Origin of the sequence: Nocardia sp. alder85J, assembly GCF_020176955.2 — a bacterium.
Taxonomy (GTDB): domain Bacteria; phylum Actinomycetota; class Actinomycetes; order Mycobacteriales; family Mycobacteriaceae; genus Nocardia.
In genome coordinates this window covers 786,073-807,115 of record NZ_JAIUCZ020000002.1, presented here as the reverse complement: position 1 = coordinate 807,115, position 21,043 = coordinate 786,073, and the positions used below count along the sequence as shown (strand labels likewise).

21 protein-coding genes and 1 riboswitch are annotated in these 21,043 nt (G+C 69.4%); of the genes, 6 read left to right on the top strand and 15 right to left on the bottom strand.

Going from position 1 to position 21,043, the window contains the following annotated elements; translation table 11 throughout:
• Positions 1-18 precede the first annotated feature (18 nt).
• From LBW94_RS09865 to LBW94_RS09835, 7 genes are all read right to left on the bottom strand, one after another.
• Positions 19-333, bottom strand: coding sequence for a DUF3349 domain-containing protein (locus LBW94_RS09865; protein WP_225053828.1), 315 nt, complete (start codon positions 331-333; stop codon positions 19-21).
• Between the two features lie 48 nt (positions 334-381).
• Positions 382-687 (bottom strand): DUF3349 domain-containing protein, encoded by a 306-nt coding sequence (locus LBW94_RS09860; RefSeq protein WP_225053320.1) that lies wholly within the window; start codon positions 685-687, stop codon positions 382-384.
• Between the two features lie 10 nt (positions 688-697).
• On the bottom strand, positions 698-1,012 hold the full coding sequence (locus LBW94_RS09855) for a hypothetical protein (protein ID WP_225053318.1): 315 nt from the start codon (positions 1,010-1,012) through the stop codon (positions 698-700).
• Positions 1,013-1,026: 14 nt separating this feature from the next.
• Positions 1,027-2,205: an inorganic phosphate transporter gene (locus LBW94_RS09850; protein WP_225053317.1), complete on the bottom strand. Its 1,179-nt coding sequence runs from the start codon at positions 2,203-2,205 to the stop codon at positions 1,027-1,029.
• Between the two features lie 120 nt (positions 2,206-2,325).
• Complete coding sequence (locus LBW94_RS09845; protein WP_225053315.1) at positions 2,326-3,783, bottom strand: AMP-binding protein; 1,458 nt, start codon at positions 3,781-3,783, stop codon at positions 2,326-2,328.
• Complete coding sequence (locus LBW94_RS09840) at positions 3,776-4,606, bottom strand: enoyl-CoA hydratase (RefSeq protein ID WP_225053314.1); 831 nt, start codon at positions 4,604-4,606, stop codon at positions 3,776-3,778. Before LBW94_RS09840 ends, LBW94_RS09845 begins: the two co-directional genes overlap by 8 nt.
• Positions 4,603-6,078 (bottom strand): carboxylesterase/lipase family protein, encoded by a 1,476-nt coding sequence (locus LBW94_RS09835; RefSeq protein ID WP_225053313.1) that lies wholly within the window; start codon positions 6,076-6,078, stop codon positions 4,603-4,605. The genes LBW94_RS09840 and LBW94_RS09835 overlap by 4 nt, the downstream gene beginning before the upstream one ends.
• 166 nt (positions 6,079-6,244) lie before the next feature.
• Here LBW94_RS09835 and LBW94_RS09830 point away from each other — a divergent pair, with 166 nt between their 5' ends.
• From LBW94_RS09830 to LBW94_RS09815, 4 genes are all read left to right on the top strand, one after another.
• Positions 6,245-6,850: a QsdR family transcriptional regulator gene (locus tag LBW94_RS09830; protein WP_225053312.1), complete on the top strand. Its 606-nt coding sequence runs from the start codon at positions 6,245-6,247 to the stop codon at positions 6,848-6,850.
• Between the two features lie 578 nt (positions 6,851-7,428).
• A complete protein-coding gene (locus LBW94_RS09825) occupies positions 7,429-8,001 on the top strand; it encodes an HNH endonuclease (protein ID WP_225053311.1) in 573 nt (190 codons plus the stop codon).
• Complete coding sequence (locus LBW94_RS09820) at positions 7,998-8,258, top strand: WhiB family transcriptional regulator (RefSeq protein WP_225053310.1); 261 nt, start codon at positions 7,998-8,000, stop codon at positions 8,256-8,258. Before LBW94_RS09825 ends, LBW94_RS09820 begins: the two co-directional genes overlap by 4 nt.
• A gap of 315 nt (positions 8,259-8,573) precedes the next feature.
• Positions 8,574-10,241, top strand: coding sequence for a substrate-binding domain-containing protein (locus tag LBW94_RS09815; RefSeq protein WP_225053309.1), 1,668 nt, complete (start codon positions 8,574-8,576; stop codon positions 10,239-10,241).
• A gap of 92 nt (positions 10,242-10,333) precedes the next feature.
• Here the strand turns inward: LBW94_RS09815 and gcvP are convergent, their stop codons facing one another.
• The 7 genes from gcvP to LBW94_RS09780 form a co-directional block, all read right to left on the bottom strand.
• On the bottom strand, positions 10,334-13,189 hold the full coding sequence (gene gcvP, locus LBW94_RS09810) for an aminomethyl-transferring glycine dehydrogenase (protein WP_225053308.1): 2,856 nt from the start codon (positions 13,187-13,189) through the stop codon (positions 10,334-10,336).
• A gap of 183 nt (positions 13,190-13,372) precedes the next feature.
• Positions 13,373-13,466: riboswitch (glycine riboswitch) on the bottom strand.
• Positions 13,467-13,526: 60 nt separating this feature from the next.
• Positions 13,527-14,114 (bottom strand): MerR family transcriptional regulator, encoded by a 588-nt coding sequence (locus tag LBW94_RS09805; RefSeq protein WP_323137816.1) that lies wholly within the window; start codon positions 14,112-14,114, stop codon positions 13,527-13,529.
• Positions 14,115-14,398: 284 nt separating this feature from the next.
• Positions 14,399-14,872, bottom strand: coding sequence for a bifunctional nuclease family protein (locus tag LBW94_RS09800; RefSeq protein WP_225053307.1), 474 nt, complete (start codon positions 14,870-14,872; stop codon positions 14,399-14,401).
• A 73-nt stretch (positions 14,873-14,945) separates the two neighbouring features.
• A complete protein-coding gene (locus LBW94_RS09795) occupies positions 14,946-15,755 on the bottom strand; it encodes a MerR family transcriptional regulator (protein WP_225053306.1) in 810 nt (269 codons plus the stop codon).
• 13 nt (positions 15,756-15,768) lie between these two features.
• Positions 15,769-16,248 (bottom strand): FHA domain-containing protein, encoded by a 480-nt coding sequence (locus tag LBW94_RS09790; RefSeq protein ID WP_019925733.1) that lies wholly within the window; start codon positions 16,246-16,248, stop codon positions 15,769-15,771.
• A gap of 168 nt (positions 16,249-16,416) precedes the next feature.
• Positions 16,417-16,815: a glycine cleavage system protein GcvH gene (gene gcvH, locus LBW94_RS09785; protein ID WP_225053305.1), complete on the bottom strand. Its 399-nt coding sequence runs from the start codon at positions 16,813-16,815 to the stop codon at positions 16,417-16,419.
• Positions 16,816-16,924: 109 nt separating this feature from the next.
• Positions 16,925-17,560, bottom strand: coding sequence for a CDP-alcohol phosphatidyltransferase family protein (locus tag LBW94_RS09780; RefSeq protein WP_225053304.1), 636 nt, complete (start codon positions 17,558-17,560; stop codon positions 16,925-16,927).
• Positions 17,561-17,688: 128 nt separating this feature from the next.
• On the opposite strand from LBW94_RS09780, the gene LBW94_RS09775 reads away from it, so the two are divergent.
• Positions 17,689-19,365, top strand: coding sequence for a GMC oxidoreductase (locus LBW94_RS09775; protein ID WP_225053303.1), 1,677 nt, complete (start codon positions 17,689-17,691; stop codon positions 19,363-19,365).
• Between the two features lie 127 nt (positions 19,366-19,492).
• Positions 19,493-20,383 carry a nuclease-related domain-containing protein gene (locus tag LBW94_RS09770; protein ID WP_225053302.1) on the top strand — a complete coding sequence of 297 codons (891 nt, stop codon included), beginning with the start codon at positions 19,493-19,495 and terminating at the stop codon, positions 20,381-20,383.
• Between the two features lie 6 nt (positions 20,384-20,389).
• Here the strand turns inward: LBW94_RS09770 and LBW94_RS09765 are convergent, their stop codons facing one another.
• Positions 20,390-20,995, bottom strand: coding sequence for a phosphatase PAP2 family protein (locus tag LBW94_RS09765; RefSeq protein WP_225053301.1), 606 nt, complete (start codon positions 20,993-20,995; stop codon positions 20,390-20,392).
• Positions 20,996-21,043: the final 48 nt, after the last annotated feature.

Below are 21,043 nucleotides of genomic sequence, written 5' to 3'. Positions count from 1 at the left end.
CGCAACGGTGGTCCGCTCTCAGTCCGCCCCCGGCCCCGGCCAGCTGTCGTCGACCGGCCACCCGCCGGAGACCAGGCGGGCGCGGACCCGGCCGAGATCGGATTCCTGGGGCATATCGTGGGTGACCCTGGTCACCTGGGCCCCCGCGTCGGCCTTGTCGGCCGGCAGCCGGCCGTCCAGCACCAGGGTGTCGACCACCTGCTGCACCTCCTCGGTGCTCAGCCGGCGCGACAGCAGCGCGTACAGCGGGAGGTGGTCGGTATCGGGAACACCGTGCGGGTAGCCTGCCCGCAGCCAATCGACGATCTTGGCCAGTAACGCGGGCAGGTCCATCACACTCCAGTTCTTCGGCCGTACAACGCGGTCAGAGTACCGGGCTTCTCACAGTTGCGCAGGGTGTGCCAGTGGCCAGCCGCCGGCGGCCAGCTTCGAGGCCACCCGGGCCACATCGTCGTCGCCGGGCTGTTCGTGCGCCAGCTTGACGATGGCGGCCTCGATCGCGGCGTCGTCGATCTGCTCCGGATCGCCCGCGGTCAGCTGCGCGACGATCTCCTCCACCTCCGTCTCGGTGAGCCGGCGGTGCAGGATGGCGAACAGCGCGACGTAGTCCTCCGACGGCACGCCGTGCGGATAGCCCGCCCGAAGCCAGCGCAGGATCGAATCGAGCAGGGATACGTTCTCGGTCATGCGTATGAGCTCACTTCTTGGAGGGCTTGGCGCCGAACAGCTGGATGTCGAAGGTGTGGCTGATGAAATCCTTGGCGATGTACAGGATTCCGAGCACGACCGCGATGATCACGACGGCGAAGCAGATGTAGGCGATGATCTGGGCGACCGGGTTGGCACGGCGGGCGGTGACGGTGCCGGACGCGGAGTCCGGGCCCGCCGCCGCCGGCTCCAGCGCCCAGAACCGCACGCCGAGCGCGAAGATCAGCGGGATGCCGGCGCCGAGCACCAGGCCGATGAGCGTCACTTCGCCCAGGGATTTCACAATGGCAGTGAAGGTGTGCATGGTGTGGAATCCCCTCAGGCGTTCGCGGGCTCGGCCGGGGCGGGCGCGGTGCTGCCCTCCCATTCGGCGTTGACATTGCTGGTGTCGACCGGATCGCGCCGCGAGCGCAGGTAGATGTAGACCGACAGCGCCAGCAGGATGACCAGGTCGACCAGGGCGCCGGCGACGCCGCCGATCAGATCCTCGACCCACCAGCAGAAGGCGCCGACGAGGGCGGCCAGCGGCAGGGTGAACACCCAGGCCAGGGCCATCCGGCCCATCACGCCCCAGCGCACCTCCGCGCCGGGCTTACCGAGGCCGGTGCCGAGGATGGAACCGGTGGCCGCCTGCGTGGTGGACAGCGGCAGGCCGAACTGCGCCGAGGTCAGAATGATTGCCGCCGAGGAGGATTCGGCCGCGAAACCCTGCGGCGAGTCGATCTCGACCAGCCCCTTGCCCAGGGTGCGGATGATCCGCCAGCCGCCGAGGTAGGTGCCCGAGGCGATCGCCAGTGCGCAGCACAGCTTCACCCACAGCGGGATGTCGTCCTTGTTGGTGAAGGTGCCGTGCGCGACCAGCGCCATGAAGATGACACCCATCGTCTTCTGCGCGTCGTTGGTGCCGTGCGCCAGCGAGACCAGCGCCGCCGAACCGATCTGGCCGATCCGGAAACCCTTGCGCACCTTGGTCTCGTCCGAGTTGCGGGTGAACCGGTAGACGAGGTAGGTCCCCAGCGCGGCGACCAGGGCCGCGACGAACGGGGCCAGCAGAGCCGGCAGGATGACCTTGTTGATCAGGCCGGTCTTCTGATCGCCGGTCCAGATCACGCCGCTGGCGCCGAGCGCCGCCATCGCCGCACCGATCAGGCCGCCGAACAGCGCGTGCGACGAGCTCGACGGAATACCGAACAGCCAGGTGATCAGGTTCCACAGAATGGCGCCGACGAGACCCGCGAAGACTATGTGCAACAACGCCATATGGTGCACGTCGTTGATCTTCAGCAGGCCGCCGGACACCGTCTTGGCGACCTCGACCGAGAGGAAGGCGCCGACCAGGTTCAGCACCGCGGACATCGCCACCGCCGTACGCGGACCCAGCGCCCCGGTGGCGATCGAGGTCGCCATCGCGTTGGCCGTGTCATGGAAGCCGTTCGTGAAGTCGAACGCCAGCGCAGTGACTATTACGATGAGTAGTACAAGCAATTCTGAGCTCACGCGATCAGTGTCGTACCGTACGGGATCAGCGGCAGTCCACGCGCACAATAGTTCATACGACGTTCAACGAGACAACGTCTCCGGTCGCACCGCCGCCACCGGACCGAGATCGGCCGGTCATCAGCCTCCCAGGGTCGCCGCCAGCGCGGCCCGGCGCACCTTCCCCGCGTCGTCGCGCAGCGCCGCTTCGGTGTAGGTGAATTCGCGCGGCACCTTGTACCGGGCCAGCCGGGCGCCGACGAAGGCACGTAACTCGCTGTCGGCCAACGGTTCCGAGGTCTCGATCACAGCGTGCACGCGGTGTCCCAGATCGTCGTCGGGCAGCCCGAGCACGACCACACCGCGCACCCCGGGATGTTCGGTGAGCACGGCCTCGACCTCGGCCGGGTACACGTTCGCCCCGCCGGTGACGATGAGATCGGCCCGGCGGTCGTCGATGTACAGATAGCCCTCGGCGTCGACGCGGCCCAGATCACCGACGGAGTCCCAGCCGTCCACCCGGCGCGGGGTGGCGCCCACGTAGCGGTAGGTCGCCGCGGCGCCCTCGTCGGGACGGACGAAGATCTCGCCGTTCACCCCGGCGGGCGCCTCCCGGCCCGCGTCGTCGAGGATGCGGACCCGGCCGAACAGCGGCCGGCCCACCGAGCCCGGATGCGCCAGCCATTCGGTGCCGGTGATCAGCGTCATCATCGTCGATTCGGTGGTCGCGTACATCTCGAACAGGCGGTCCGCGCCGACCAGGTCGATCCAGGCGCGTTTGAGCCAGGGCGGGCACGCCGCGGCGCCGTGCCACACCGAACGCAGCGAACCGATATCGTAATCGCCCGGCCGCGTGGACAATTCGCGATGCATCCGGCTCATCATGGTGGGCACCAGGCTGATCCACTGCACCCGGTGCCGCGCGATCGTGGTCAGCGCCGCCACCGTGTCGAACTTCGGCAGCACCACCAGCTGCTGGCCCGCGAGCAGCCCGTACATCGAGAAGTTGAACGGCGCATTGTGATACAGCGGCCCGCAGACCAGCTGCACCTGGCCGTCGTGCTGGCGCAGGGTCGCGGCGATCGGCGCCACGTCCAGTTCACCGCGCTGCCCGGCGACGATGAGTTTCGGCCGGCCGGTACTGCCGCCGGAGGTCGGCGCCTTCCAGGCGGGCGCCACCGGGCTGTCCGGCAGCGGCGTCCCGTCCAGCGCCGGATCGGCGAGCAGATCGTCCGGCGCACAACGGAATTCGCCGGGCACCCGGTCCGGATCCACGCCCACCACCAGCACCGGCCGGGCCAGCCGCAGGATCGCGTCCCGTTCCGGAGCGGGCAGCGCGGGCGAGATCAGCTGCGGCACCGCGCCGAGCTTCCACAACGCGAAAACCGTGGTGTAGAACGGGATCCCGTTGGACAGCCCGACGGTGACCAGATCACCCTCGGTCACCCCCAGGCCCCGGTAGGCGCGTGCGAGCCGGTTGGCGCCGGCCTCCAGTTCGCCGCGGCTCACCGTCCGCTGGTCGTCGGTGACCGCGGGCCGGTCCGGATCGCGGGCGGCCAGCTCGGTCAGCAAGCGCCCCAGCGGAATCGGCTCACCCACGGCGGAACCGCTCCATGAAGCCCGGCTCCACCACCATGCCGTGCACCTGCATGTTGTGACTGTGCGCCAGCTGGTGCAGGGCGAACGCGGTGCGGATCGCCTCCGGGCGGCCCGCGGCGTCCTGGGCGGCGTTCACCGACTGCTTGGCCAGTTTCAGGGCGAACGGCGGCTGTTCGGCGATGCGCGCCGCCAGCGCCATCGTCGCCACCGACAGCTGTGCCCGCGGCACCACCAGGTTGACCATGCCCAGCCGCTCGGCCTCGGCCGCGCTCAGCGCGCCGGAGGTGAACAGCAGCTCCTTGGCCTTGCGATAGCCGAATTCATAAGGGTGGTTGAAGAATTCGACCGCGTTCACGCCCATGGCCACGACGTTGTCGATGAATTCGGCATCCTCGGCCGCCACGATCAGATCGCACGGCCAGGCCAGCATCAGCCCACCGGCGATGACCTTGCCGTGCACCTCGGCGATGGTCGGCTTCGGGATGTTGCGCCAGCGTTCGCTGAAGCCGAGGTAGATCTCCTCCTCGCGGGCCACCACCCCCGCGGCGCCGGGTTCGGTGAATCCGGCGGCGGTGCCGACCGTGCGGTACCGCGCGTGCGCGTGCAGCGGATCGGGTTCGCGCAGATCGTGACCGGCGGAGAAGTGCGGCCCCGCGGCGGCCAGCACGATCACCACGATGTCGTCGTCGTGCGCGGCCCGGTCGAACGCGTCGTTGAGCGCGTACAGCAGTTCGGTGTCCTGAGCGTTGCGCCGATCGGGCCGGTTCAGGGTGATCCGCGCGATCTTCGGCACCGGGACCTCGTACCGTACCGGATCACTCATCGCCGGCCCTCCCACAGCACCCGCTCGTGCCCGGCCGGATCGGATACGACGGTCAGCGTGTCGGTGATCAGAGCCGTTGCGCGCGTGGCGGTGTCGTAGCGGGGCCAGCCCGGGTCGCCGGTGGTCGCGAAGTCGACCCAGATGCGGTGGTCGGTATCGGCCACCGCCTGCGGCGGCGCGTCGCCCAGCCGCGGCGCCAGTCCGGGCGCGTGCAGGGTGTCGAAGGCGAACGGGATGTCGACGGCGTGACCGGAACCCAATGTCGGTGACGCCCAGTCGAATCGGTACATCCAGGTGTCGCCGCCGCGGGCCTCGGCGACCCGGATCGAGGGGATCCGGAAGTACCAGTCCGACACCACCGCCGACAGCACCTCCCCCGGCCGCGCCGCGGGCCGGTCCCGGCGATAGACCGGCAGCGCCTCGTCGGCGGGCAGGCCGTACGCCGCCACCGAGGCGGTCAGCAACTCCTCGTCGACGGCGTCGAGCGCCCCGGAGGCGACCAGGATGGTCCGCGCCTCGTCGGCGGTGGTGCCGATCAGCAGGCGCACCTCCGCGCCGGCGCCGGCGGCGATGGCCTCGAGGGTGGGTCGCGGCAGCACCCGCCCGTCGACGGTGGGTACGTACGGCTGCTGGGTCAGCGCCAGCGTGCCCCATTTCGCCGGATCGGGGGCGGTCTGCAATTCGGTGATCACCTCCCGGCAGGCCAGCGCCAGCTTGTCGGGGTCGACGGTGGCGAAGGCCGCCCGGGTCGGCTCGATGCCGAGGTTCCGGGCCAGTTCGGCGGCGACCTGCCGGGCCTGCTCCGGCGCCAGGTGGTGGTGCGCCCCGCCGCTCTGCGAGATCGCCTGCTGGAACAGCCCTTTCGCAGCCGGTGTGGCCAGCAGGGTGTTCACGCTCCAGGCGCCGGCGGATTCGCCCGCGACGGTGACCCGGCCGGGATCGCCGCCGAAGGCCGCGATGTTGTCCCGCACCCACCGCAGCGCGGCGATCTGGTCCTGGATACCGACGTTGGCCACCTCGTCGCCGACGTAGAGGAAACCCTCCGCCGCGAGCCGGTAGTTGATCACCACCGTGACGACACCGTCGCGGGCGAAGGCCGAACCGTCGTATTCCGGCACCGAATTCGAGCCGTTGGTGAAGGCGCCGCCGTGGATCCACACCAGCACCGGCGCACCGGCGGCGTCGGGCCGGGTGTAGACGTTCAGGTTCAGGCAGTCCTCCCCCGCGATCGTCACCTCGGGGAAGTAGGGCACATACATCGCCACGTAGTCGGCCTTCGGCACGGTGGCCCCGAACCGGTCGGCGGCCCGCACCCCCGGCCACGGTTCCGGTGGCGCCGGCGGCCGCAACCGCCGCGGCCCGAACGGCGCCGCCGCGTACGGGATGCCGAGAAAGGCCAGCACCTCCCCCTGCCGCACCCCGCGCAGCGTTCCCTGCCGCACCGTCACCGTCTCGGACACCGTCGCACCCATTGCGGCCTCCTCGCCACCAGGTTCACCCGAACGCCGCGATGTAACACATCGGATCAGACTTTCAGGAATGAAACATTCTCGGTTTGTGTATCAGGAGCGTAGACCCTGATGAAACATCCAGGCAAGATGTAACATTCCGCAATATCGGGTCGACTATGCTGCACTCGTGCCCTCGACACCGCTACAGCGCCAGCTCGCCGCGGACGCGGACCCCCGCCGCCCCACCGCGCTGGACGCGCTCGCCCTGGCCCGCGCCGACTTCCTGGCCGGTCGGCGCATCGACCTGGGGTCGATCGCCACCCGGCTCGGCATCAGCCGGGTCACCCTCTACCGCTGGGTCGGCACCCGCGAACAATTGATCGTCGAGGCGATCTGGTGGCTGACCAGCCGCACCCTCGACGCCGGCTGGGCCGAACTCGAGGACCGGCCGGGGCCGCGGGTACCCGCCCTGGTCGGGCACCTGCTGCACGCGATCTGGGATCAGCCCGGCTCCCGGCGCTCGATCGAACGCGACAACGCCATGTACATGAACCTGCTGACGATGACCGTCCACGGCTTCCAGCCCCGCATGCTGGCCTATCTGCGCGACAAGCTCGCCGACGACATCGACACCGGCCGGGTGCGCACCACGCTCCCGCTGGACGATCTGGCCTACACCGTGCTGCGGGTGGCCGAGTCCTTCCACTACCTGCCCACCATCTCCGGCGAGCCCGCCGACCCCGATCGCGCGGTCCGGGTCCTCACCGCCATCCTCGGCGGTCCCGGCGACTGACACCGAGCACTGTGCCGGAGATAACGTCTCGGTTACGCTGCCGGGGTTCGTTGTCAACCGAGTGTGAGGAAATACGATGGGCAGCACCGCCATCGACGTCGTGGCCCTGATCGTGCAACGCGTCGCCACCTGGTTCTCCTGGGCGTCGACCGGATCGTACGGGCCGATGCCGCTGTGACCGTGCCGCCGAAGTCCCCGTGACGTCGGCGCCGTACGCGGAACAAAATCCGGAGCCCCCTCGTTGCTTGTACTGCGCGGCGAGGGGGCTCACCTGTGCGTACGGCAGGCCGGACGGACAGCGAAAAATGACCCGACAGCGGCCGTACCGCTGTGCCACCATGAAGACGACCATGCGGCCGCGGCCGGCCGCACACCGAGTTTGCGAAGGGAGGTGGCCGATGCCTTCGAAGTACCACGTGACCGCGACAGATATTGCCGGACAGCACCTTTCGGGACTCCGGCGGCAATCGCCGGAGCATCCGGTAGTCGGCCGCCTCGCCCCCCGGGCCTGAGAAGTACCAGCGCCCTTCCCTTTTCCTTCGAATCTCGCTCATCCTTCACGAAACCCGGTGGCACCCATGTCCTTGCAACGCGCTGCGGCGAACCCGACTCCCGACAACTGGATACACACGGCCGTGCTCGTCCTGAACGCCTCCTACGAGGCGCTCACCGAGATCGGCGCCGAGCGCGCGGTGGTGCTGCTGGTCAGCGGCGCGGCCGAAGCGATCGCGAACCGGGAGCCGTACTTCCCGATCCGCTCCAAGCATCTGGAGATCGCGCTGCCGGAGGCGATCCGGCTGCTGCGCTACGTCCACCTGGAGCATCCGGTCCTGGTCCACGACGAGAGCCGCGCCACCCTGGCGGGCGTGCTGCGCCGCGACCGCCACCGCTGCGGCTACTGCTCCGGCTGGGCCCGCACCGTGGACCACATCCGACCGCGCAGCCGCGGCGGCCCCAACACCTGGGGCAACCTGATCGCCGCCTGTGCTCCGTGCAATACCCGCAAGGCCGATCGCACCCCCGAGGAAGCGGGTATGCGACTGCTGTGGGAGCCGAAAGCCCCCAACGAGATCGAGAAGAAGCAACGGCGGATCTGGAAGCACCTGTCCGCCACCCCCGTGGACACCGAGAAAGGAGGGATCCGAACATGACCGACACGCTGCAGGACCTCACCCTGGTGGATCTGCTCCCGCTCTCGGATTCGCAGAGCTGGGAGGAGGCCGCCTGCAAGGGTGACCCGAACCACGAGGCGTGGTTCCCCTACCCGTCGCAGGACTTCGCCTACGCCCGCGAAGTCTGCGCCATCTGCCCGATCCGCCGCCAGTGCGGCGATTTCGCGGCCAACACCGGCCAGTCCGGCGTCTGGGGCGGCCACGAGTACGACCGCGGCCGCCTCATCCGCCCCTGACCAGCCCGCCGAGGGGGCGCCCGATGTCCCCTCGGCGTACCGCGTTGCCCGCGGCGGAAATCCAGCGCCTGCGCTGACAGTCGACTCCCCCGGCTGCCGCCACCGCGTCGCGGTGCCGAAATCGCGAGGCTGCCGCAGCCACTCCCCGGCAGTTGCGCAAGCAACTCGGGACGGCCGACGCCACCGTTCCCAGCGCGGCGGCGGTGGTCCGGGACCGGGCGTCCCGAGTGACGAAAGTGGCCTGAACAGGACGTGTGGCGCGCCGAAGATCGTGCCGACCTAGACTCATCCGTCGTGGGTACACATCGCAATCGCATGGCCGGGTCTCGAGGCGTCAGCAAGGGGCTGGTGGGCGTAGTGGTGGCGGTGGTGCTGCTGGTGGCCGTGGTCGGTGGCTGGTTCTGGTTGCGGCAGCGAGCCGATTCGCAGGTCGCCAGTGCTCACGACGGTTGTGTGGAGGGCGCGTCCGGTCTCGCCGTCACCGTCGATCCCGATATCGCGGTCGAGGTGAAGGCCGCTGCCGATCGGTACAACGCCACCAAGCCGATAGTGCGCGATCACTGCGTCACCGTGACGGTGACGTCGCAGCCGTCGGCCGCGGTGGTGGCCGCGTTCACCTCCGGCGGCTGGGATCAGAAGCTCGGCACCCAGCCCGCGCTGTGGATTCCCGATTCGTCTCGTTCCATCGAGATGATGCGGGTCCCCGGTCTGGTGCAGGGCAGCCCACTGCCGGTCGCGGTCAGCCCGATCGTGCTGGCGGTGCCGGACCAGCTGCGCCAGGCGCTGGATGCGGCGAAGATCAGCTGGTCGGATCTGCCACGCCTGCAACAGGGTTCGCTGTCCGAGATCGGACTGTCCGGGTGGGGCGGGCTGCGGATGGCGATGCCCGCGGGGGACGGCAGCCTGGCCGCGGCGCTCGCGGTCGGCTCCGCGGTGTCCGGCTCGGATCCACTCACCGACGACACCGCGCACGCGGGTCAGGTCACCTCCGCGATCTCCCGGCTGGCGGCCGGCGCCCCGCAGGTCGCCGACAGTTCCTCCGCGCTGACCACCCCGGTCGGCGTGACCGCGGCCAATGCCGCCGTGCACGCCACGGCCGCCACCGAACAGGCGGTGCAGTCGGGCACCGGCCTGACCGCCTACCACCCGATCGGCGCGGCTCCCGTCGCCGACCATCCGGCCGCACTGCTGACCGGCGCCTGGGTCGACAAGACCCAGAACCTGGTCGCGGGCCTGTTCGCCGATTACCTCCGCGCACCCGACCAGCAGAAACTGTTCACCGACGCCGGATTCGCCGCGCTACCCGCCGCGCCGCCGCCGGTCACCGCGAAATCGGTGCTGGACCAGGTGCATTCCGTACTCGCCAAGCCGGTGCTCGGCGTGCAGGCGACCGTCCTGGTCGACACCTCCGCCGCCATGGCCGTCAAGGACGGCACTCTCACCCGGCTCGGCAACACCCTCGGCGCCCTGCAATCGACCATGGACGTGATGCCCGCCGATTTCGGACTGGGTGTGTGGACCTACTCCGATCTCGCCGCCGACGACGGCGACAGCTCGGCCACCGCCTATCAGGTGCAGGGCGCGACCGGCCCGCTGACCCCGGCGCACCGCACCGAACTGGCGAAGTCGCTGAGCACGGTCAGCCCGGACGAGGTCAAGACCGACCGGGCCTACACCACCCTCGAGGCCGCGTACAAGAACGCCGTGAAGAACTACGCCGACGGCCACACCAATACGATCCTGCTGATCACCGGCGGGCCGAACGACGATTCCACGGTGTCCGGCACCCAGTTGCTCTCCGACATCGCCGGTCTCACCGACCCCGCCCACCCGGTCCGGATCGACGTCATCGTCGTCGGTGGCAAGGGCTCCCCCACCCTGCAAACCCTCGCCCAGCAGTCCAACGGCTCCTACACCCGCCTGACCACCTCCGACGACCTGAAATTCGGCTCGGCGATCTCGCAGGCCCTGACCACCTCGTAGCGGCCGGGCGAGGTCGGCGCGCACACCCGGTGCCGGCCCCTCGCAGGCGTACGCCCGCAACAACATTCGGCGGGCGCACGCCAACGGCGGGCTCAGTCGGCGTACGCCTCCAGCGGCGGGCAACTGCACACCAGGTTGCGGTCGCCGTAGGCGCCGTCGATGCGGCGCACCGGCGGCCACACCTTGGCCCGGGCACTGTGCAGGCCGCGCGGATACACCGCGACCTCGCGGGAGTAGGGGTGGTTCCATTCCCCGACCAGGCACTGCGCGGTGTGCGGGGCGCCGCGCAGCGGACTGTCGCCGACCGGCCAGACCCCGGCGGCCACCTGGTCGATCTCCGCCTTGATCGCGATCATGGCGTCGGCGAAAGCGTCCAGCTCGTCCAGGTTCTCGCTCTCGGTGGGCTCCACCATCAGCGTGCCCGCCACCGGGAAACTCATGGTGGGAGCGTGGAAACCGTAGTCCGCCAAGCGTTTCGCCACATCGTCGACGGTCACGCCGGTGCGCTTGGTGATCTCGCGCAGATCCAGGATGCACTCGTGCGCGACCATCCCCTGCTCACCGGTGTACAGCACCGGGAAGTGCGGATCCAGCCGTCGCGCAAGGTAATTCGCGGACGCGATGGCGGTCGTGGTGGCGCGGCGCAAGCCGTCCGGGCCCATCATCCGGATGTAGGCCCAGGTGATCGGCAGAATCGAGGCGGAACCGTACGCGGCGGCCGACACCGCGTGCGAACCCGCCTCCAGCGGATCACCCGGCAGGTACTTCGCGAGGTGCTCGCGCACCGCGACCGGCCCGACCCCGGGCCCGCCGCCGCCGTGCGGGATGCAGAAGGTCTTGTGCAGGTTCAGATGTGACACGTCACCGCCGAACCGGCCCGGCCGGGCGAGGCCGACCAGCGCGTTCAGGTTGGCGCCGTCGACGTACACCTGACCACCGGCCTCGTGCACCAGTGCGCACAGGTCCGCGATCTCGTGCTCGTACACCCCGTGCGTGGACGGGTAGGTGATCATGATGCAGGCCAGCCGGTCCGCGTGGTCGGCGATCTTGGCGCGCAGGTCGTCGAGGTCGACATCGCCGTTGTCACGGCACTTCACGACCTCCACCCGCAGCCCGGCCATGGCCGCCGAGGCCGCGTTGGTGCCGTGCGCGCTGGACGGGATCAGGCAGGTGTCGCGGTGGGCGTCGCCGCGGTCCAGGTGATAGCGCCGGATGGCCAGCAGCCCCGCGTACTCGCCCTGGCTGCCGGCGTTGGGCTGGAGGCTGACCCGGTCGTATCCGGTGATCGCGGCCAGCCAGCCCTCCAGATCGGCGATCAGGCGCAGCAGGCCGGGCACGTCCTCGACCGGCGCGTACGGGTGGAGGCGGGAGAAGCCGGGCCAGGTGATCGGCTCCATCTCGGCGGTCGCGTTCAGCTTCATGGTGCACGAGCCGAGCGGGATCATGCTGCGGTCGAGCGCGATGTCCTTGTCCGAGAGCTGCCGCAGGTAGCGCAGCATCGCGGTCTCGGTGTGATAGCGGGTGAAGGCGGGGTGGGTCAGGAACTCCGAGGTCCTGTTCTCCACGTGCGGGCGGCGATGGCTGCCCGGCCGACCGGGATGCCCGTGCGCCACCGCGCCTTCCGGCCCCACCGGGATCTCGGCGCCGAAGCAGTCCAGCACCGTGACCACGTGTACGTCGGTGGTCGCCTCGTCACAGGCGATCGCGACGTGGTCGGCGTCGATCAGCCGCAGGTTGATACCCTGGCCCTTCGCCTTCGCGACCACGGACTCCGCCTCGCCGGGCACCCGCACCAGCACGGTGTCGAAGAAGGTCTCGTGCACCACCGCGTCACCGAGTCCGGCGGCCAGCCACTGCGCGTGCCCGTGCACCCGCCGGGCGATCTCGCGCAGCCCGTCGGCGCCGTGGTAGCTCGCGTACATGGCGGCCACGACCGCCAGCAGTACCTGGGCGGTGCAGATGTTGCTGGTCGCCTTCTCGCGGCGGATGTGCTGCTCCCGGGTCTGCAACGCCAGCCGATAGGCGAGATCGCCGTCGGCGTCGACGGAGACGCCGACCAACCGGCCGGGCAGCTGCCGGGCGTGTGCGGTGCGTACCGCGAGATAACCCGCGTGCGGACCGCCGAAGCCCAGCGGCACACCGAAGCGCTGGGTGGTGCCGTAACAGACGTCGGCGCCCTGTTCCCCGGGCGGGACTATCAGCGTCATGGCCAGCAGATCCGCGCCGACGGCCACCAGCGCGCCGCGCTCGTGCGCGGCGGCGATCAGGGCGGTCCGGTCGACCACGCGGCCGGAGGCGCCCGGGGTCTGCGCCAGCACCCCGAAGAAGTCCCCGGCGGGCAGTTCACCCCCGCTCAGGTCGGCCTCGACCAGTTCGATGCCCAGCGGCTCGGCCCGGGTGGCCAGCACGGTCCGGGTCTGCGGGAACAGATCGGTGTCGATCAGCAGCCGGTGCGAGCGGTTGCCGCGGTTGGCGCGCTGCAACAGCGTCATCGCCTCCGCGGCCGCGGTGGCCTCGTCCAGCATGGACGCGTTGGCGACCGCCATCCCGGTCAGGTCGCACACCATGGTCTGGAAATTGAGCAGGGCCTCCAGCCGGCCCTGACTGATCTCCGGCTGATACGGCGTGTACGCGGTGTACCAGGCCGGATTCTCGAGCAGATTGCGGACCAGCACCGGCGGGGTGAGGGTGTCGTAGTAGCCGAGGCCGATCATCGAGGCGGCCACGGTGTTGGAGTGCGCCAGCGCGGCCAGTTCGGTGAGCACCTCGTGCTCGGAGGCGGCGGGCGGCAGCACCGCCAGCCCGTCCTCGCCGACGGCGTCGAGGATGCCGGCGGGCACGGCCCGCGCGGCCAGGTCGTCCAGTGAGGCGACGCCGATGGTTCCGAGAATCCGCGTGAGAGCGTCGGCGTCGGGTCCGATGTGGCGGTCGGCGAAGAGTCGGGTCACGGCAGCTCCTGCGCAGAGGGACGGGCGGGTCACCCTGTGCAGGGCGACGGCGGTTCGGCCCTCCCCCTCTGTCGCGGCGCCTGAGAGATTCGGGACCGCCGCACCCGCGGGTGCGGCGGACATCCCTTTCCCCATGGGCGGATGGCCCGCATTGTGTGCGGCCATCACTTTCCAGAGGCGCCGATACTCCGTACGGTCCCTTGTGCCTGAGAGATTGACGGGGAGGTGCTGCTCCTTCGGCGCCCGGAAACTACCGGGGCTCTCCCGCACGGCGGCGACGCACCCTCAGTGTAGACATCCGCGCGTGTCGATCATGTTTCCGACTCTCGCGCCGGTCCTACCCGGTCTTGCGACTCAATCGTGCCTTGCGACGGAAGGCCAGCTCGTCCTCGGGACGCTCGCTGGCGGTGTGTTCCTCGGCACGTTCGCCCGGGAACGCGGCGATGGCGCCGGTGAGCTCCCGCATGGCGCCGTTGACCGCGATGCCGAACACACCCTGGCCACCCTGTAGTAAATCGACGACCTCTTCCGGCGAGGCGCATTCGTACACGCTGGTGCCGTCGGAGAACAGGGTGATACCGGCCAGATCCTGCACACCCCGGCTGCGCAGATGATCGACGGCGATGCGGATGTTCTGCAACGAGATGCCCGCGTCCAGCAACCGCTTCACGATCTTCAGGACCAGGATGTCCTTGAAGGAGTAGAGCCGCTGGCTACCCGAGCCGGAAGCGCCGCGGATCGAGGGGACCACCAGCCCGGTGCGGGCCCAGTAGTCGAGTTGCCGGTAGGTGATCCCGGCCACCTGGCAGGCGCTGGGCACCCGGTAACCGACCAGTTCGTCGGGCACGGTGTCGTCCGGGAACAGACCCGGCTGGATCGCGGTGGAACGCGACTCGGATACCCCGGCGGAACGCGTCTCAGACACTGCTGCGGGCCGCGCCTCGGATGCAGTCGTCTGCTGCGGTTGGTCTCCCACTGGCCACTCCCTCACTGCATACCGTAGAACAAACAACGGCGATTGGCGGCTCGGCCACCAACGTCGATTCAGCGGCCCGGCCGTCGCGGCCTAACCATCGAGGCTACTCCCTCGATTGTCCGCGCAGCACAGGCGGCGGCCAAACTCCGCACACGGCGAGTTTTTCGACCTCAACTTGAGGGTTCGACTTTGTCCGAGAACCGGTCCCGCGCCTCCGCTCAGGTCCGGACGGCTCAGCTGTCGGTGGCCTTGAAGTCGTCGGGCGAGACGGACTCGAGGAACTCCTTGAACTTCTCCACCTCGTCCTCCTTCTCGTCCGGCATCACCAGACCGGCCTCCTCCAGCACCGGCTCCTCGGCATGGATCGGGCAACCGACCCGCAACGCGATGGCTACCGAATCCGAGGGCCGCGCCGAGATCCGCAGGCCGTTCTCGAACACCAGGTCCGCATAGAAGGTACCCTCGCGCAGATCCACGATCCGGACCTCCTTGAGCGTATGCCCCAGGTCCTTGATCAGGATCTTGATCAGATCGTGGGTGAGCGGACGGATGGGCGTGACGCCCTCCTGCTCGAGGACGATCGCCGTCGCCTCCGCCTGGCCGATCCAGATCGGCAGATAGCGATCACCGGCAACCTCACGGAGCAACAGCACGGGCTGATTCTGGGGCTGCTCGACCCGAATGCCGATAACACGCATCTCACTCATGCTGTCTCGCCTCCCAATGACTCCGCCGACCGCCGAGCAGTGCCGGCCGTATCACCGAGTCTAGGCGAAGATTTCAGCCGCCGAGGGCGGCCCGCACCGACGTCTTCACCAGGCTCGTGTGCAGCGTCAGCGACAGCGCCGCCAACTCGCGTGCCGTCTCCTCGGCGCGGGCGCGGGCCCCGGCGTCGCGGCTCTTGGCAATGGGTGCGGCGATCTGGGCGACCATGGCCGCCTCCCGATCCGCCGCCAGCTTGAAGGCGCGCAGATGCCTTGCCTCCAAACCGAATTCGCTCATCGCGCGGGCGGTCCGGGCCAGCGTCACGGCCTCGGTGTCGAAGTAGCCCGCCGGGCCCGCGGTGATCAATCCCGCGCGCACGAGTTCGGTGAGAAATTTCTCGTCGATCCCGGCCCGGGCGAGCAGATCGCCTCTGGTGACCCGGATCTCGTGGTCGAAGCGCAGTTCCTCCGGTGAGACCTCACCGGGTACCACGCCCAGCCGGCGCGGAGCCAGGGGCGTGACCTGCGCGTCCGCGGCGCCGGGCGCACGCCCCGGACCGCTCGCGCCGGCGCCGGTGGCCCGGGCGCGCGCTTCGCGCACCCCGACCGTCGCGGCGCCACTGTCGATCGCTTCGAGTTGTTCCTTGATCACCTTCAACGGCAGATATTGATCCCGTTGCGCCGTCAACACGAACCGGAGCCGTTCGACGTCGGTCACGGAAAATCTGCGATAACCCGAGGGCGTGCGCTCCGGGCTGATCAGCCCCTCGGATTCGAGGAAGCGGATCTTCGAAATCGTGATGTCCGGAAAGTCCGGACGCAGCAAGTCCAACACGGAGCCGATCGACATGCCTCCGCGCGTCCATTGCGCCGCTGCGCCAGTCATCTGGGCCGGCCCGTTACAGAGCGCCCGCCGCCGAATCGCTCGCGGCGGCACGCGGACCGGTCAGGAACACGAGACGGAACTTACCGATCTGCACTTCGTCGCCGTTCTGCAATTCGGAGGAATCGACCGGTTCCCGATTCACATAGGTACCGTTCAGACTGCCCACGTCCACCACCTGGAAAGTATCGTCGTCCTGGCGGAATTCGGCATGACGACGGCTGACGGTGACATCGTCGAGGAAGATGTCACTGTCGGGGTGGCGCCCAGCCGACGTGGTGGGCTGATCCAACAGGAATCGCGAGCCCGCATTCGGCCCGCGCTTGACCACCAGCAGGGCGGCACCCGCAGGCAGGCCCTCCACCCCTTGGACCGGCTGCTCGCCGGTCTGCTCACCGGAGCGCGACGCGTCGACCTCGTTGAGGAAGTCAGCACGGAATACCGATGTCGTCTCGGCCGCGCTCTCCCCGTAACCCGGGTCTTTGTTCTCGCTCACCCTTGCTCTCCTCCTCGAACCGTTATCCGTACAAGCATCCCGAAGCCGTCACCCAACGCGACCGGCTGTCGCGCCCATGAAGATTCCGGCACGGCCGCCGGCACATCTGTTGGCATTGACCGTACCCTGCCACGGCGTACCCGTGCAGGTAGAACTGTGAAGGCGGCTTCAGCCCCCAATAACTACTTGATAACCTGCGGCATCGAGCAACTTCGAGAGCGCATCGTCCAGTGTGGAAGCGTCCGCGAACTCCAGCTCGAACATCCAGCCGTCACTGTACGGTTCGGTGTTGACCGTCTCCGGTTCCGCATCCAGAAGTTCGTTCACCGCAACGACTTTCCCGTTCAGCGGGGCGTAGATGTCGGAAACGCTCTTGGTGGATTCGACCTCGGCGATGCTCTCTCCCGCGGTGACGTTCGTGTCGACCGCCGGCAGCTGCACGAAGACGACGTCACCGAGCTGTGACTGTGCGTAATCGGTGATACCCACGCGAACCCGTATCGGACCGATGCGCGCGACCCACTCGTGCTCCTCGGTGTACCGCAGATCCTCGGGAAGGTCGGTCACAGGTGATGTCCTTTCGGGGCATGCTGTCGACGGCGTCGTGCACACTGTATCGGCTCGCTGCGACAACCTCGCCCCCGCACACCCCCGTCGGCCGGGCAGTCGTCGCCGATCAGATGTGGTGGGCCTGTTCACCGCTCGGCACGGTGCGCGCCACCGCCACTGCCTTGCCGAGATAGAGCAATCCGGTCCACACGTACACCACCGCACCCCACCACAGCAGCGCCCAGCCGAAGGCGTGCCCGACACCGCGCAGCGGCCAGTCCATGTCCCCGGCCAGCAGCCACGGCAGCGCGGACATCAGCGCGAAGGTGGCCGCCTTGCCGAGGTAGATCACCTCCGGCGGGGCCAGCCCGCGGCGCCGGTAGATCGGCAGGGTCGCGGTCAGCACCAGATCCCGGCCGATCAGCACGACCACCACCGGCCAGGGCAGGATGTCGCGCAGCAGCAGCCCGAGCACCGTCGCCACCAGGTACAACCGGTCCACGAACGGGTCCAGCAACGCACCCAGCCGCGACGACTGGTCGAGCAGCCGTGCCAGCTTCCCGTCCAGGAAATCGGTGAAGCCGCTGACGATCAGCAGGGCGAACGCCCAGCCGTCGGCATGCCGCACCAGCAGCAACCAGAGCAGCACCGGAACGCCGATCAGTCGCAGCACGCTCAACGCGTTCGGCACGGTGAGGATCCGGTCGGCGCCGGCCTGCTCGACCGCCGCGTCCGGGGGTTCACTCGTCACAGCCAGTTGCATACCCTAAACCTGCGGTGGCCGCCATTTCCCCACGCCGCGGCGGGGGTGCGGGACCATCCGGCGGCGGCACCCGAGGATGCTGACACAATGACGCAAGATTCATTTCAGGCAGGGGTGAGAGGACGACAATGCCCTACTTCGACTACGACGTCGTGGTGATCGGCTCCGGATTCGGCGGGAGCGTGAGCGCCCTGCGACTCACCGAGAAGGGCTACCGCGTGGCCGTCCTGGAATCCGGCCGCCGGTGGGAGGCCGAGGACATCCCGAACACCAACTGGAACGTCCGCAAGTCCCTATGGGCGCCGCGGCTGGGCCTGACCGGACCGCAGCGGATCAGCGTGCTGGGCAAGTGCGCGGTCTTCTCGGCCGCGGGGGTGGGCGGCGGCTCGCTGATCTACGGGAACACGCTCTACGAGCCGCTGCCGAACTTCTACCGCGACCCGCAGTGGGCGCACATCACCGACTGGCAGTCCGAGCTCGCCCCCTATTACGACCAGGCCAAACGCATGCTCGGCGTCGCCCCGAACCCCCGGATGACCCCCGCCGACGAGGTGATCCGCGACATCGCCGAGGACCTGGGCGTGCTGAACACGTTCCACACCACCAATGTCGGTGTCTTCTTCAACGAGGGCAATCGCGGCGTCGAGGTCGACGACCCCTACTTCGGCGGCGCCGGACCGCGGCGCAGCGGCTGCATCCACTGCGCGCGCTGCTTCACCGGCTGCCCGCACAACGCCAAGAACACCACCCCGACCAACTACCTGTATCTGGCCGAGGCCGGCGGCGCCAAGGTGTTCCAGCTGACCACCGCCACCCGGGTGCGGCCGATGGTCGGCGGCGGCTACGCCATCGAGACGCAGCGCTCGGATCGCTGGGTTCGCAAGCAGCGCAGGACGTTCACCGCCGAGCAGGTGGTGTTCGCGGCGGCCGCGCTGGGCACCCAGAAGCTGCTGCACAAGATGCGCGACGAGAAGGTGCTGCCCCGGCTGTCGCCGCGGCTGGGCGAGCTCACCCGGAGCAATTCCGAGGCCATCCTCAACGTGTTCAGCCGCACCCGGCGCGATTTCGCCGACGGCATCGCCATCACCTCCTCGATCCACCCCGAGCCCGACACCCACATCGAGGTCTGCCACTACGGCAAGGGGCAGAACGCGCTGTTCCCGCTGTCGACGCCGATGGTCGACGGCGGCGCGTTCCGGTTCCTGCGGTTCCTGCTGGCGATGTTCACCCACCCGCGGGTGTACCTGCGCAGCCTCAACGCGCGGCACGCCTCGGAGAAGTCGGTGATCCTGCTGGTGATGCAGTCGCTGGACAACTCGCTCACCTCGTTCCGCCGCTGGGGCGGGCTGCGCACGAAACAGGGTACGGGACAACCGAATCCGACCTGGATCCCGGCCGCGCACGATATCGCGCGGCGGTTCGCGGAGAAGGTCGACGGCGATGCGCAGGGCCTGGTCACCGACGTGTTCAACATTCCCGCGACCGCGCACTACATCGGCGGCTGTGTGATCGGCGAGACCCCGGACACCGGCGTGGTCGATCCGTATCAGCGGGTGTTCGGCCATCCCGGCCTGCACATCGCCGACGGCTCCGCGGTCACCGCCAACCTGGGCGTGAACCCGTCGCTGACCATCACCGCGCAGGCCGAACGCGCAATGGCGTTCTGGCCCAACAAGGGTGAGCCGGATCGGCGTCCCGCACTGGGCGCCCGGTACCGCCGGATCCCGCCCGTCGCCCCGGCGGAACCGGCCGTGCCGGACTTCGCGCCGGGCGCGCTGCGGCTGCCGATCACCCCGCTGCGCTGAACTCCCGCGGCGCGCCACGCCCGCCCCGCCGCGGGTGAGGCGCGCCGATTCGGCCGGATCGTGTGGCGAACCCGCGCGGGCACTTATGCTTTCGGATGACGAATGTCTCCAGGAAGGCGGGTCGCGAATGCTCGTACGCGTGCAGAATGCCGCCGGCACCCAGGCCGAGCGGGTGCTGATCGAGTGGCTGCGGCAGTGGAAGGAGCCGGACGACCCGCACGGCGTCGCCATCGTGAATTGCAGTCTCTTCTACCAGGATCGGCTGCATCAGTTCGACGCCGTGGTGTGGACGCCGACCACCTGTGTGGTGATCGAGGCGGAGACGTTGGTGGAGCGGATCTCCGGCGAGCTCGAGGTGCCGCCGCACGGCCCGTGGCGGGTCGGCGGCCAGGTGGTCACGCTGGAGGGTGAGGACCGGCGCGGCCCCACCGAGGTGTCGCGCGAGCACACCTTCGCCCTGCAGAGCTGGCTGGCCGAGCGCGGTCTCGGCCAGCGGGTGGTGTTCGGCGTGGTGCTGGTCGTCCCGCCCAACGGCAGCCATCTGCGGATCCGGCAGTTGTGGAACGACAACAGTCTCCAGGTGCTGCTCGGCGACGATCCGAACCGGCTGCGCGACTATCTGGAGGCGCAGGCCTCGCTGGGCCGCGCCGAGTGGACCGCCAACGATGTGGCGCTGTCGTTCCGCGGTCTCGGCATCCTGCCCTTCCTGCCGGCGCCGCAGGACCTCGTCGTCGAGGGTTTCGTCGGGCCGGTCGACACCACGCTGTGGCGCGGTGGCCCGCAGCAGGCGCAGGCGGAACTGTACGACGAGGAGCAGTCGATGTCCGCGGCCGAGGCCGCCGGCGCGCTGCCGTTCACGATGCCCTGGTACTCCCCCTGGGAGTTGTACCCGCGGCGGTCCGAGGGCGTCGACCTGGGCCAGACGCTGATGCGGGTGATGCTGGCGCTGGGCATGCTGGTGGCCGTGGCGTGGGTGATCTGGTTCGTCCTGGCCGTGGTGCTGCACGCGGTGACCTGAGCCGGGTCACCGCCGGCGCCGCGCCGGCCATCGGTCCGCGCCGAGGTACATCGCGGTCACCAGCGCGACGCCGGCCGCGGCGCCGCCGAGAATGTCGGTGGGATGGTGGTATCCGAGACCCACCATCCCCGCCGCCACCGGCGCCAGCACCACCACGGCCACCACCGTCACCGCGATCCGGGCCCGGCGGCCGGGCGCGACCAGCACGAAACCCGTTGCGATGGCCACGAATTGCACGGTGTGGCCGCTGGGGTAGGCCAGGTAGTGGTGAAGGTGCCGGTGCCACAACGGCTTCAGTGCCCAGGTGTTGATCGCCACCGCCAGTTCCGGTGCCAGCAGCAGGAATCCGGCGGCGAACCGGTCGCCGCGGCGGGCGTACCAGAGCACGCCGAGCACCAGCAGCGGGATCAGCACGTAGCCGTTGCTCGGGATCACCAGCGCCCGGAACAGGTCGGGATGCCGCTCGCAGGCGCGGTGCAGACCGCCCTCCAGGACGCGATCGACACCGGCCGGGCCGCCGTCGGCCGGGACGGCGAGCGGTACCGCGACGGTCACCAGCACACTCACGGCTACGACGGCGGGCAGGCGGAGGTCCGGGATCGCTCGATTCACGGCCCGACGATAGCCGGTGCGGGCCGCCGACCGGCGACCGTGGCGCAC